The sequence below is a fragment of the Magnetospirillum moscoviense genome (genome assembly GCF_001650635.1).
In the GTDB taxonomy this organism is placed as follows: Bacteria; Pseudomonadota; Alphaproteobacteria; order Rhodospirillales; family Magnetospirillaceae; genus Magnetospirillum; species Magnetospirillum moscoviense.
The window spans coordinates 1-13,118 of the sequence record NZ_LWQU01000151.1 but is presented as its reverse complement, the minus strand read 5'-3'; the positions used below and the strand labels follow the sequence as shown (position 1 = coordinate 13,118).

Genomic DNA, 13,118 nt, shown 5'->3' with positions numbered 1-13,118 from the left:
GTCAGTGGATATCAAGCTCGGCTTCCGACTGGTCCTGCTGATCGGCGCCTTCCTGACCGCGCTGGCCATCGCCGGCTTCGCTTATAGCCAACATGCCTTTTTCGCCGACACCTCGCGCAGCGAACAGCTTGACCGCGTCGTTACCGAGGGGGTCCAACTGGTCCAGCTGACCCACGAGATCCTGCTGTACGGCGAACCCCGCGCCATCAGGCAATGGCACAGCCAGGTCGAGGAGGTGGCCGAGGCGATGAAGCCGGTTCGCCTGGCCGCCGATTCGCCGGTCGCACCGATGATCGACGCGCTGTTCTATCGCTTTACCGCGCTCCATCCGCTGCTGGACCGCCTGAGCGAGGCGCGCGGCAACGGCAACGACACCAATGTCACCGCGATCCTGCGCTCGCAATTGTTCCAGGAATCCACCCAGCTGCAGGCGTCGCTGCGCGAGATCAAGTCGGCGTCCGATCGCATCGCGCGCCATGCCTATGATTCCGCCAAGGAACGCCAACTTGCTATCTTCGGTCTGTTCAGCGCGGCGATGATCCTGTTCGTCGGCCTGGTGTTCGTCCGCTTCCACAAAGTCATCCTGACCCCGCTCGAGGGCCTGGAGACCACCATCGAAAGCCTGCGCCAGGGCGTGCCGGCCCGCGCCAACGTGGCCGACGACAACGAGATCGGCACCATTTGCGCCACCTTCAACCAATTGCTGGACCAGCAGGAAGCCGGACGCGTCGAGCTGGAATCCATGGCCGAACGGTTCCGCACGGTGTTCGAGCAGGCCGCGGTGGGCATGGCCATGGTCGCTCCCGACGGGACCTGGTTGGACGTCAACCATTGCCTGAGCGACATCCTGGGCTACGACCATGATTGCCTGGTCGCCGGCGGCTATCCGTTATTCACCGTCGATCCGGCCCAGCGGCCCGACACCCTGGCCGCCCGCGCGATCCTGGCCGGCGATTGTGCCAGCCGATCGTGGGAAATCGCCTATCGTCATCAAAACGGCGAGACGGTCATCGCCCGCGTCACCACCGCCCTGGCGCGCGATTCGGCCGGGCGTGCCCTTTATTTCATCACGGTGTTCGAAGACGTCACCGCCCGCAAGCTGGCCGAGACGCAATTGCGCGAGGGCAATCGCCGCCTCGAGGACCAGGCCCGCATCCTGCAGCGCGCCAACGCCGATCTGCAAAGTTTCGCCTGGGTCGCCTCGCACGATCTGCGCGAGCCGTTGCGCACCATCAGCATGTATATCGACCTGATCGAGCGCCGCCTGGGTCCCGACATCGACGGCGATCTCAGGGAATTCATGACCTACACCATTCTTGGCGCCCGGCGGATGTACGCCCTGATCGGCGGCCTGCTGGACTATGCCCGCATCGGCTCGGCCGACAGCGGCTTCGACGACGTTGCCTTCGCCAAGGTGGTCGACGAGGCGCGGCAGAACCTGGCCGGCGCCTTGATGGATGCCGGCGCCACCGTGACGCCGGGCCCCGCGATGCCGACGGTGACCGGAATCGAGGCCGAGCTGACCATGGTGGTCCAGAACCTGCTGGAGAACTCCATCAAGTTCCGTGATCCGGCCCGGCCCTTGACCATCGCCATCACCTGCGCCGATGGCGGCCCCGAATGGCGGTTCACCATCGCCGACAACGGCATCGGTTTCGAGCAGGCCTATGCCGAGCGCATTTTCGGCATCTTCCAGCGAGTCGTCGATCCCGAGGAATATGAAGGGGTCGGCGTCGGTCTGGCGTTGGCCAAGAAGATCATCGACTATCATGGTGGCCGAATCTGGGCCGAGGGCCGCCCGGGGGTGGGCTGCTCGATCCACTTCACCTTGCCGAAATCCCGCTGATCCCAGGAGCCGCCGATGTCCGATTCCGCCCGAGACCGGGGCCTGCAGAAGCGCCGCGAGATTTTGGGCGACGCCCATGCCGACCGGGTGGCCGGCTCGCTGGACGGCTGGTCCGAACCGTTCCAGGATCTGATGGTGCGCTATGGCTGGGGCGAGGTCTGGGGCCGGCCCGAGCTGGACCGGCGTACCCGCTCGCTGGTCACCGTGGCCATGCTGATCGCGCTGAACCGGCCGCATGCTCTGAAACTGCATCTGGCCGGCGCCATCAATAACGGCGCCAGTCCGGCCGAGCTGCGCGAGGTCTTGCTGCAGGCCGCGCTCTATTGCGGCGCCCCCGCCGCCGAAGAGGCCATTCGCCTTGCCCGCGAGGCCTTGCCCGATGCTTTCGGCTGAAACAGATCGGTAACATTACCTAGAAAGTTGGTGTAGCCTGATCCGGGATGGAAAGCCCGCCGTCAAGGCGGGCGGGGAGGGGCTGCCATGAAGTCCTGGAAGTCGGAAAACCTGCTGGGCGATGTGTGGGGCGGGACCGCCGCCATGTTGGTGGCCCTGCCGTCGGCCATCGCCTTCGGCGTCACCATCTATTCGGTGCTGGGCGCCCAGTACGGGGCGCAGGGCGCGGTGGCCGGCATCCTGGGCACCGTGGCGCTGGGCCTGCTGGCGCCTTTGTTCGGCGGTACCAACCGGCTGATCAGCGCGCCGTGCGCCCCGGCGGCGGCGGTGCTGGGCGCCTTCGCCATCGACCATATGAGCCGCGGCGGCAGCCCCGAGCTGGGCCTGTTGCTGCTGGCGCTGATGGGCCTGATGGCCGGCGGCCTGCAGCTGCTGATGGGGGCCCTCAGTCTGGGCCGCCTGATCAAGTACATGCCCTATCCGGTGGTCAGCGGATACTTAAGCGGCGTCGGCATGATCATCATCGCCAGCCAGCTGCCGCGCTTCCTGGGCCTGCCCAAGGGCACCGGCTTCTGGGGGGCGTTGGGCTCGCCCGAGATGTGGCGCTGGCAGGGCATGGTGGTCGGCGGCGCCACCATCGCCGTCATGCTGACCGCGCCGAAGATCACCAAGAAAGTGCCGGCCCCGGTCCTTGGCCTGGCGGCCGGCATCGCCACCTATCTGACGCTGGGTCTGGCCGATCCGGCGCTGTTGACCCTGGAGGGCAACAAGTTCGTGGTCGGCGCGCTGGGCGGCGGCGAGGGCGGCGGGCTGATCGAAGCCTTTTCCGACCGCTGGAACGCCCTGGGACAATTGGGCTTCAACGCGCTGCGCGATCTGGTGCTGCCGGCCTTGACCCTGGCGGTGCTGCTGTCCATCGACACCTTGAAGACCTGCGTGGTGCTGGACGCCCTGACCCGGACCCGCCACGATTCCAACCGCGAGCTTCTGGGCCAGGGCCTGGGCAATCTGGCGGCGGCCGCCCTGGGCGGCGTGCCCGGGGCCGGCACCATGGGTGCGACCCTGGTCAACATGTCGAGCGGCGCCACCACCAAGCTGTCCGGCCTGGTCGAGGGAATCGCCGCCCTGATCGCCTTCGTCTTGCTGGCCAACCTGATCAGCTGGGTGCCGGTGGCGTCGCTGTCGGGCATCTTGCTGGTGATCGGCGTCCGGATGATCGACTGGCACAGCCTGGGCTTTTTGAAGCATCGCGCCACCGTGCTGGATTTCGCGGTGATCGCGGCGGTGATCGCCTGCGCCCTGACCATCAGCCTGATCGTCGCCTCGGGCGTCGGCGTGGTGCTGGCGGTGCTGCTGTTCATTCGCGAACAGGTGCATGGCTCGGTGGTCCGCGCCATCGTTTCCGGCGACCAGACCTTCTCGAAGCGGGTCCGGGTCCAGGCGGAACGCGACATCCTGACCGAAAAAGGCGGCCAGACCGCCATCGTCGAGCTGCAGGGCAGTCTGTTCTTCGGCACCACCAGCCAGCTTTACCACGCGCTGGAAGCCGATTTGAAACGGCGCAAATACCTGATTCTCGACATGCGCCGGGTCCAGGCGGTCGATATCACCGCCGCCCACATGCTGGATCAGATCAAGGACATGCTGGGCGAGCGCGGCGGCATGCTGATCTTCTCGCGCATCCCCAAGCATGTGCCGTCCGGCAAGGACATGGAGGATTATTTCGATCAGGTCGGGCTGGTGCGGTCCAGCCACAAGGTGCGCGCCTTCGCCGAACTGAACGAGGCGATGGAATGGGTCGAGGACCAGCTGATCGCCGAGGCGGCGCTGGCCCACAACGACGAAATTCCGCTGGAACTGTTCGAGATCGAGCTGTTCGCCGCCCGCAAGCGCGAGACCCTGGCCGAGCTCGAGGTCCAGATGGAGAAACGCCACGTCGCCGCCGGCGAGGTGATCTTCTCGATCGGCGACCATGGCGACGAGCTTTACCTGATCCGCAAGGGGTCGGTGCGCATCGTCCTGCCGGTGGGCCAGGGCCAGATACATCACCTCGCCACCTTCGGGCGCGGCGCCTTTTTCGGCGAGATGGCCTTCCTGGACGGCGAGGCCCGCTCGGCCAACGCCGTCGCCTTCAGCGACGTCGATCTTTACGTTCTGTCACGCCAACAGTTCGACGCCTTCACCGACAGCCACAAGAAGATCGCGCTCAACATGATGGAAGGGCTGGCCAGCGTGCTGGCCGCCCGCCTGCGCTACACCAACGCCGAGCTGCGCGCCCTGCAGGCGTGAAGCCGGCGGGCGACGGTTTCGAACCGTCGGTGTCAACGCGGCGTCGGCTTCTTCTTGGCGCCGTCCTTGGCCTTCCACGGCGTCTTGATGAAGCCGCCCGGCTTCTTGCCTTCGGGCCGCGCCCCTTCCGGTCGGGCTTTGCGCGGGCCGTGGGACTCACGCGGCGGCGGCGGGCCGCCGGCACCCTGGTTGTCGGCCAGTTCGATGCGGACATCGGTGCGGTCGGCATGGGCCAATGCCGCGCGGAAGCGATCGGCGGCGGCGGCCTCGATCTCGAAGCGGGTGTCGCGCTCGAAGATGCGGATGGCGCCGATCTCGGCCTTGGTGATCTTGCCCTGGCGGCAGATCAGCGGGATCAGCCAGCGCGGGTCGGCGTTCTTCTGGCGCCCGACATTCAGGCGGAACCACACCCCGCCGCCTTCCAGCTGCGGCGGGCGTTCGCCACGGGGCGCGCGTTCCGGCCGCTCGCCCATGGGGGCCGGACCCGAGCCCGGGTCGAACACTTCCTCGGCGGCCGGCAGGTGGGCGCGGTACATCTTGACCAAAGCCGCCGCGATGGCCTCGGGCGGGCGCTCGGCCAGCAGGGCGGTGGCCATGGCCAGGTCGGCCTCGTCGGGCTCTTCCGTCAGCAGCGGATGTTTCAGCAGACGTTCCTGGTCCAGCTGCAGGATCTCGTCGGCGGCGGGCGCACCGCTCCAGGTGGCGGTGACGCCGGCGGCGTTCAACAGGCCTTCCGCGCGGCGACGCCGCGACAGCAGCACCAGAAGCGCGCTGATGCCCTTCTTGCCGGCGCGCCCGGTGCGGCCCGACCGATGCTGCAAGGTCTCGGCGTTTTGCGGCAATTCGGCATGGATGACCAGGCCCAGATTGGGCAGGTCGATGCCGCGCGCCGCGACATCGGTGGCGACGCACACCCGGGCGCGGCCGTCGCGCAGGGATTGAAGGGCGCGGTTGCGCTCGGCCTGGCTCATCTCGCCGGACAGGCCGACGGCGGAAAAGCCGCGTTCCAGCAGGATCGCCTGCAGGTGGCGCACCGATTCGCGGGTGTTGCAGAACACCATGGCGGTGGGCGATTCGATATAGCGCAGGATGTTGACCACCGCATGCTCGGTCTCGTTGGGGGCGACCCGCACCGCTCGGTACTCGATGTCGGCATGGCCCTGCTTGCCGGCGGCGATGGCGATGCGCCAGGCGTTGCGCTGATATCGTTTCGCCATCGCGACGATATCCTTGGGCAGCGTCGCCGAGAACAGCAACGTGCGCCGCTCGGCCGGCGTGGCTTCCAGGATGAATTCCAGGTCCTCGCGGAAACCCATGTCGAGCATTTCGTCGGCTTCGTCCAGCACCACCGCCTGCAGATGGCGGATGCGCAGCGCTCCGCGTTCGAGATGGTCGCGCAGACGGCCCGGCGTGCCGACCACGATGTGCACCCCTTGCGCCAGCAGGCGCTGCTCGGCGCGCGGATCCATGCCGCCGACACAGGCGACCACCCGGGCGCCGGCCTTGGCGTACAGCCAGGTCAGCTCGCGGCTGACCTGCAGGGCCAGTTCGCGGGTCGGCGCGACCACCAGGGCCAGCGGGTCACCGGCCGCCCCCAGGGTCGGCATTCCGTCCAGCAAGGTGTCGGCCAGCGCCAGGCCATAGGCCACGGTCTTGCCCGATCCGGTCTGGGCCGACACCAAGAGGTCGCGGCCCTCGGCCACGGGGTCAAGCACCGCGCCTTGCACGTCAGTCAGTTCGGTATAGGCGCGCTCGGCCAGGGCCAGGCTCAGGGGATGATCGGGGGTGAAGACGTCCATGACGGAACAATTGCTTTCATTTCGGGGGGCAAGGCGAAGCCATAACACTTTCCGTGCCATGGGTGGGGAAAAAACAAGACCCCCGCCGGTTTCCCGGCGGGGGCTCAAGGCTGAGCGCTCTTCTTATTGGTCTGTCCGGTTAGACCGTGACGCCGTCGGCGATTTCCTTGAAGACGGCAATCTGGTCGAAATTCATGTAGCGATAGACGTCCTTGGCCTTGTCGTTGACCACCGCGACCTGGGCCAGATATTCGGCCGGAGTCGGGATCTTGCCCATCAGGGCGCAAACGGCGGCCAGTTCGGCGGAACCCAGATAGACGCGGGTGTCGATGCCCAGACGGTTGGGGAAGTTGCGGGTCGAGGTCGACATCGCGGTCGAACCCTTGCGCACCTGGGCTTGGTTACCCATGCACAACGAACAGCCGGGCATTTCCATGCGGGCGCCGGCCTTGCCCAGCACGCTGTAATAGCCTTCCTCGTTCAGGATCATGGCGTCCATCTTGGTGGGCGGCGCGATCCACAGGCGGGTCGGGATGTCGGACTTGCCGTCCAGCACCTTACCGGCGGCGCGGAAGTGACCGATATTGGTCATGCACGAGCCGATGAACACCTCGTCGATCTTGTCGCCGGCGACTTCGCTCAAAAGCTTGACGTCGTCGGGATCGTTCGGGCAGGCGACGATCGGTTCCTTGATGTCGGCCAGATCGATGTCGATGATGGCGGCATATTCGGCGTCGGAATCGGGGGCCAACAGCTGCGGGTCCTTGATCCAGGCTTCCATCGCCTTGACGCGGCGGCCCAGGGTGCGGGCATCGGCATAGCCCTCGGCGATCATCCACTTCATCAGGGTGATGTTCGAGTTCATGTACTCGATGATCGGTTCCTTGTTCAGGCGCACCGTGCAGCCGGCGGCCGAACGTTCCGCAGACGCATCGGTCAGCTCGAACGCCTGTTCCACCTTCAGGTCGGGCAGGCCTTCGATTTCCAGGATTCGGCCCGAGAACACGTTCTTCTTGCCCTTCTTCTCGACGGTCAGCAGGCCGGCGCGAATGGCGTAAAGCGGGATGGCGTTGACCAGGTCACGCAGGGTGACGCCCGGCTGCAGCGTGCCCTTGAAGCGGACCAGCACCGATTCCGGCATGTCCAGCGGCATGACGCCGGTGGCGGCGGCAAACGCCACCAGGCCCGAACCGGCCGGGAACGAGATGCCGATGGGGAAGCGGGTGTGGGAATCGCCGCCGGTGCCGACGGTGTCGGGCAGCAGCAGGCGGTTCAGCCAGGAATGGATGACGCCGTCGCCGGGACGAAGCGCGACGCCGCCGCGGGTCGAGATGAAGCCCGGCAGTTCCTTGTGGGTCTTGACGTCCACCAGCTTCGGATAGGCGGCGGTGTGGCAGAAGGACTGCATCACCATGTCGGCCGAGAAGCCCAGGCAGGCCAGGTCCTTCAACTCGTCGCGGGTCATCGGGCCGGTGGTGTCCTGGCTGCCGACGGTGGTCATTTTGGGTTCGCAATAAGTGCCCGGGCGCATGCCCTTGCCTTCCGGCAGGCCACAGGCGCGGCCGACCATCTTCTGGGCCAGGCTGTAGCCCTTGCCGGTATCGGCCGGCACGGCCGGCAGGCGGAACAAGGTGCTGGGTGCCAGACCCAGGGCCTCGCGGGCCTTGGAGGTCAGGCCGCGACCGATGATCAGCGGGATACGGCCGCCGGCGCGCACTTCGTCGAAGATCACGTCGGACTTGACGGTGAATTCGGCGATGACCTTGCCGTCCTTCAGGGCCTTGCCGTCATAGGGGCGCAGCTCGACCACGTCGCCCATGTTCATCTGGTTGACGTCCAGCTCGATGGGCAGGGCGCCGGCATCTTCCATGGTGTTGTAGAAGATCGGCGCGATCTTGGTGCCCAGGCAGACGCCGCCGAAGCGCTTGTTGGGGACGAAGGGGATGTCCTCGCCGGTGAACCACAGCACCGAGTTGGTGGCCGACTTGCGGCTGGAGCCGGTGCCGACCACGTCGCCGACATAGGCGACCAGGTTGCCCTTGGCGCGCAGATCTTCCAGGAACTTGACCGGGCCGCGCACGCCGGCTTCTTCCGGCTCGATGCCCGGGCGCGGGTTCTTCAGCATGGCCAGCGCGTGCAGCGGGATATCGGGGCGGCTCCAGGCGTCGGGAGCGGGCGACAGATCGTCGGTGTTGGTCTCGCCCGACACCTTGAAGATGGTGACGGTCAGGCTGGCCGGCACTTCCGGGCGCGAGGTGAACCATTCGGCGTCGGCCCAGGACTGGATCACCGCCGTGGCATTGGCGTTGCCCTTGTCGGCCAGCGCCTTGACGTCGTGGAAATAATCGAACACCAGCAGGGTCTTCTTCAGGCCCTCGGCGGCGGCGGCGCCGCATTCGGGGCAGGCCAGCAGCTCGATCATCGGCGAGATGTTGAAGCCGCCCAGCATGGTGCCCAGCAATTCGGTGGCCTTGACCTTGCTGATCAGCGGGCTGGTGGCGGTGCCCTTGGCGATCTCGGCCAGGAAGGCGGCCTTGACGCCAGCGGCATCATCGACGCCGGCCGGCACCCGATAGGTGATCAGCTCGACCAGGGTCTGCTCCTCGCCCTTGGGCGGGTTCTTCAGCAACGCGACCAATTCCTCGGTCTGCTGGGCGGTCAGCGGCAGCGGCGGGATCCCCAGGGCGGCGCGTTCGGCAACATGCTGACGATAGGCTTCGAGCACGGGATATCCTCCGCTTTGGAACAAGGACAAGGGTTGCGCCGGGCATGGTGATCCGGCGACGTTGGCTTACACCATATTTTTGCCCGCGAGTCCAGCCTGGCTATCCCTTCGGGCGGGTAAATTTCTACCCCCTACCCGTTTTTAGGGGCCCTCACCGGGCGCGGGCGCCACGACGTGACCCTGGTGCCGGATTACGCCATCGGCCCTTTCAGCCGCTGGACCACATGGACCATGAAGGCGGTGCCGATCACCGGTGCCGCCAGATTCAACAGCGGCACCGAGAACAGCACCGAGATCACCGCACCGGCCAGCCACAGGCGTCCCAGGTTGTTCTTGAACACCAGCCGCCCGGTCGCCAGGTCCAGCCGGCGCAAAGCCACCAGCTCGAAATATTCGCGGCCCAGCAGGTAGCCGTTGACCACCGTCACCAGGATGAAGGTCAGGCCGGTCAGCAGCAGCACCGCGTATATAGGGAGTGCCAGCAGGTTGATCACCACCATCACCGCCAAAAATCGCAGCGTGGTCAGCAAGGCTTCGGTCCAGGGCTGCGGCCGGGCCGGGGCCAGGTGCGGATAGTGGCGGGCCTCGACCGCTTCGGCGGCCTGGTCCAGCATCGGGCTCATGATGGCGGTGGCGAGCGCGGGGAAGAACAGCAGGGGCAGCACCAGCACCGCCAGCCCCAAGGCCAGGCCGGTGCCGATGTCGGCCCAGGCCTCGGCGAAGAAGGTGACCTGCGACAAGATGGTCCACACAGCGGCGACCAAAGCGATGTAAATCGCCAGGGCGCCAAGGATGCCGCGACCCAGAACCCGGTTCAGCGAGCGGTCGGGAAGTTGGGCGAAGGCCTTGAACAAAGCCGCGATCATCGTCATCCCTTATATGTCACGCCGTTTTTATGTTGTTCCAGAACGCGGTCTGGATATACTGCGCCGCTTGTCGGGAGCAGGTGTCTTCCGTCCATATCGCGCAGCGAACCACGAGATCAAGATCATGGCAGAACCACGTTTCCACGTCGCCGGTATCGGCAACGCGATTGTCGACGTGCTGGTCCACGCCGAGGACGAGCTGCTGGCCCGCCTGGGCCTGACCAAGGGCGTCATGACCCTGATCGACAGCGCCGAGGCCGAGCGGATTTACGCCTCGCTGCCGCCGGGCCTGGAATGTTCGGGCGGATCGGCGGCCAACACCATCGTCGGCATCGCCTCGCTGGGCGGCAAGGCCACCTATATGGGCAAGGTCAAGGACGACCAGCTGGGCCGGGTGTTCGCCCACGACATCAAGAATGCCGGCGCCACCTTCGAGACCATGGCCGCTGCCGACGGCCCGGCCACCGCGCGCTGCTTCGTGCTGGTCACCCCCGACGCTCAGCGCACCATGCTGACCTATCTGGGCGCCTGCATCGAATTCGGCCCCGACGATGTCGACGAAGCCGTCATTGCCGGCGCCATGGTGACCTATCTGGAAGGCTATCTGTACGACCCGCCGCTGGCCAAGCAGGCCTTCCTCAAGGCCGCCGGTGTCGCCCACGATGCGGGGCGCGAGGTGTCGCTGTCGCTGTCCGACCCGTTCTGCGTCGATCGCCACCGGTCCGAGTTCCTTGAATTGATCTCGGGCCATGTCGATATCTTGTTTTCCAACGATGCCGAGATTCAGTCGTTGTTCTCGACCGACGATTTCGACCAGGCGCTCAGGGCCGTGCGCGGCCACGCCAAGGTGGCGGCCATCACCCGGGGCCCCAAGGGCTCGGTGGTGGTGACCGACGAGGACGTCATCGTCGTCGGCTGCGACCCGGTCGATCATGTGGTCGATACCACCGGGGCCGGCGACCTTTACGCCGCCGGCTTCCTGCACGGCTACACCCAAGGCCGTGATCTGGCCACCTGCGCTCGTCTGGGCGGCATCGCCGCGGCCGAGATCATTTCCCACATCGGCGCCCGCCCGGCGCAGTCCTTGGCCAAGTTGGCCGCCGCCAAGCTGGGCTGAGAGCGCTTTTCCCCATCCCCTTCAAGACAAGAAACGAACCTCCCATGGAACTTAGGAACATCGCCATCATCGCCCACGTCGACCATGGCAAGACCACCCTGGTCGATGCCATGCTGCGGCAGTCCGGCACCTTCCGCGAAAACCAGCAGGTCGCCGAGCGGGTGATGGATTCCAACGACCTGGAAAAGGAACGTGGCATCACCATCCTGGCCAAGTGCACCTCGGTCGATTGGAAGGGCGTGCGCATCAACATCGTCGATACCCCCGGCCACGCCGATTTCGGCGGCGAGGTGGAACGTATCTTGTCGATGGTCGATGGCGTGGTGGTGCTGGTGGACGCGGCCGAAGGCCCGATGCCGCAGACCAAGTTCGTCACCGGCAAGGCGCTGGGCCTGGGGCTCAAGCCGATCGTGGTGGTCAACAAGGTCGATCGCGGCGACGCCCGCCCGCACGAAGTGCATGACGAATGCTTCGATCTGTTCGCCGCGCTGGATGCTAACGACGAGCAGCTGGACTTCCCGACCCTGTTCGCGGTCGGCCGCGACGGCTGGGCCGCCGAGGCCCCGGAAGGCCCGAAGGACTCGCTCGAGCCGCTGTTCGACCTGATCCTCAAGCACGTTCCGGCTCCCAACCACGATCTGGACGCCCCCTTCTCGATGCTGGCCACCACCCTGGAAGCCGACCCCTATCTGGGCCGCATCCTGACCGGGCGCATCGAGACCGGCATCTTGAAGCTGAACATGCCGGTCAAGGGTATCAACCGCGACGGCGTGGTCGAGCAGTTCCGCGCCTCGAAGATCCTGTCGTTCCGCGGCATCGAGCGGGTGCCGGTCGATCAGGCCGAAGCCGGCGACATCGTCTGCCTGGCCGGCATGACCAAGGTCACCGTCGCCGACACCATCTGCGCCGCCGAGGTGACCGAGCCCCTGAAGGCCCAGCCGATCGACCCGCCGACGCTGGCGATGATCTTCTCGGTCAACGATTCCCCGCTGGCCGGCACCGAGGGCGACAAGGTCACCAGCCGCGTCATCGGCGCGCGCCTGTTCCGCGAGGCGGAATCCAATGTCGCCATCCGCATCACCGAGCAGGACAGCAAGGACGCCTTCGAGGTGGCCGGCCGTGGCGAACTGCAGCTGGGCGTGCTGATCGAGACCATGCGCCGCGAGGGCTTCGAATTGTCGGTGTCGCGTCCGCGCGTGCTGTTCAAGACCGAGGACGGCCAGCGCCTGGAACCGATCGAGGAAGTGTTCGTCGACGTCGACGAGGAATTCTCGGGCGTGGTGGTGGAAAAGATGACCATCCGCAAGGCCGAGCTGACCGGCATGCGCCCGACCGGCGGCGGCAAGACCCGCATCACCTTCCTGGCGCCGTCGCGCGGCTTGATCGGCTATCACGGCGAGTTCCTGACCGACACCCGCGGCACCGGCCTGATGAACCGCGTCTATCACGGTTACGCCCCCTACAAGGGCGCCATCGAGGGCCGTCGCAACGGCGTGCTTATCTCGAACGCCAGCGGCGAGGCGGTGGCCTATGCGCTGTGGAACCTGGAAGATCGCGGCCCGATGTTCATCAATCCGCAGGTCAAGGTCTATGAAGGCATGATCATCGGTGAGCATTCGCGCGGCAACGACCTGGAGGTCAACCCGCTGAAGGCCAAGCAGCTGACCAACATCCGCGCCTCGGGCAAGGACGAGGCGGTGCGCCTGACGCCGCCGCGCAAGATGAGCCTGGAACAGGCCATCGCCTACATCCAGGACGACGAGCTGGTGGAAGTGACGCCGAAGTCGATCCGCCTCAGGAAGCGCCTGCGCGATCCGAACGACCGCAAGAAGGCCAGCCGCTCCGCCGAGGAATAATCCCCCGGGGGTTCGCTTCATTCCGTCATGGCCGGGCTTGGCCCACTGCTGTCCGGTTTAATTTTCGGGCTCATAGCAACACCATCTGATTGGGAGCGCCCCTGGGGCTGCGGTCGTCTCCGATTAGGCGGTCGATGCGGCGCAGGTGCATGAGGTTGGCGCGGACCAGACGGGCAAAGGCAAGCGGGCTTTGGACCAATTTCTGGGCCGTCTGGGCCAGGCGCAGC

Annotated in this window: 8 protein-coding genes and 1 pseudogene; 5 read left to right on the top strand and 4 right to left on the bottom strand. The window is 66.3% G+C overall.

Annotated features, from left to right (window positions below):
• Positions 1–4 precede the first annotated feature (4 nt).
• The 3 genes from A6A05_RS13050 to A6A05_RS13040 all read left to right on the top strand — a co-directional run bounded on the left by A6A05_RS13050 (position 5) and on the right by A6A05_RS13040 (position 4,528).
• Positions 5–1,846 (top strand): sensor histidine kinase, encoded by a 1,842-nt coding sequence (locus tag A6A05_RS13050; RefSeq protein ID WP_068501810.1) that lies wholly within the window; start codon positions 5–7, stop codon positions 1,844–1,846.
• 15 nt (positions 1,847–1,861) lie between these two features.
• Positions 1,862–2,239, top strand: a complete 378-nt coding sequence (locus A6A05_RS13045; protein ID WP_068501805.1) for a carboxymuconolactone decarboxylase family protein — start codon at positions 1,862–1,864, stop codon at positions 2,237–2,239.
• Positions 2,240–2,326: 87 nt separating this feature from the next.
• A complete protein-coding gene (locus A6A05_RS13040; protein WP_068501802.1) occupies positions 2,327–4,528 on the top strand; it encodes a SulP family inorganic anion transporter in 2,202 nt (733 codons plus the stop codon).
• A 32-nt stretch (positions 4,529–4,560) separates the two neighbouring features.
• Here A6A05_RS13040 and A6A05_RS13035 read toward each other — a convergent pair whose 3' ends face one another.
• From A6A05_RS13035 to A6A05_RS13025, 3 genes are all read right to left on the bottom strand, one after another.
• The gene (locus A6A05_RS13035) at positions 4,561–6,327 is read right to left on the bottom strand and encodes a DEAD/DEAH box helicase (protein WP_068501798.1); all 1,767 of its coding nucleotides are present in this window, start codon (positions 6,325–6,327) and stop codon (positions 4,561–4,563) included.
• A 139-nt stretch (positions 6,328–6,466) separates the two neighbouring features.
• Positions 6,467–9,052, bottom strand: coding sequence for a bifunctional aconitate hydratase 2/2-methylisocitrate dehydratase (gene acnB / locus A6A05_RS13030; RefSeq protein WP_068501796.1), 2,586 nt, complete (start codon positions 9,050–9,052; stop codon positions 6,467–6,469).
• A 191-nt stretch (positions 9,053–9,243) separates the two neighbouring features.
• Positions 9,244–9,918: an EI24 domain-containing protein gene (locus tag A6A05_RS13025; RefSeq protein WP_068501850.1), complete on the bottom strand. Its 675-nt coding sequence runs from the start codon at positions 9,916–9,918 to the stop codon at positions 9,244–9,246.
• Between the two features lie 124 nt (positions 9,919–10,042).
• On the opposite strand from A6A05_RS13025, the gene A6A05_RS13020 reads away from it, so the two are divergent.
• Both A6A05_RS13020 and typA read left to right on the top strand, forming a co-directional pair.
• Entirely contained in the window at positions 10,043–11,035 is a 993-nt protein-coding gene (locus tag A6A05_RS13020; protein ID WP_068501795.1) for an adenosine kinase, read from the top strand.
• 44 nt (positions 11,036–11,079) lie between these two features.
• Positions 11,080–12,891 carry a translational GTPase TypA gene (gene typA / locus A6A05_RS13015; RefSeq protein ID WP_068501792.1) on the top strand — a complete coding sequence of 604 codons (1,812 nt, stop codon included), beginning with the start codon at positions 11,080–11,082 and terminating at the stop codon, positions 12,889–12,891.
• Positions 12,892–12,961: 70 nt separating this feature from the next.
• On the opposite strand, the pseudogene A6A05_RS21860 reads toward typA, so the two are convergent.
• Positions 12,962–13,118, bottom strand: a pseudogene (locus A6A05_RS21860) (IS4 family transposase); the annotation flags it as partial.

Coding starts and splice junctions, on each gene's coding strand:
- A6A05_RS13045 (WP_068501805.1), top strand. CDS start 1,862: ATGTCCGATTCCGCCCGAGACCGGGGCCTGCAGAAGCGCCGCGAGATT.
- A6A05_RS13040 (WP_068501802.1), top strand. CDS start 2,327: ATGAAGTCCTGGAAGTCGGAAAACCTGCTGGGCGATGTGTGGGGCGGG.
- A6A05_RS13035 (WP_068501798.1), bottom strand. CDS start 6,327: ATGGACGTCTTCACCCCCGATCATCCCCTGAGCCTGGCCCTGGCCGAG.
- A6A05_RS13025 (WP_068501850.1), bottom strand. CDS start 9,918: ATGATCGCGGCTTTGTTCAAGGCCTTCGCCCAACTTCCCGACCGCTCG.
- A6A05_RS13020 (WP_068501795.1), top strand. CDS start 10,043: ATGGCAGAACCACGTTTCCACGTCGCCGGTATCGGCAACGCGATTGTC.
- typA (WP_068501792.1), top strand. CDS start 11,080: ATGGAACTTAGGAACATCGCCATCATCGCCCACGTCGACCATGGCAAG.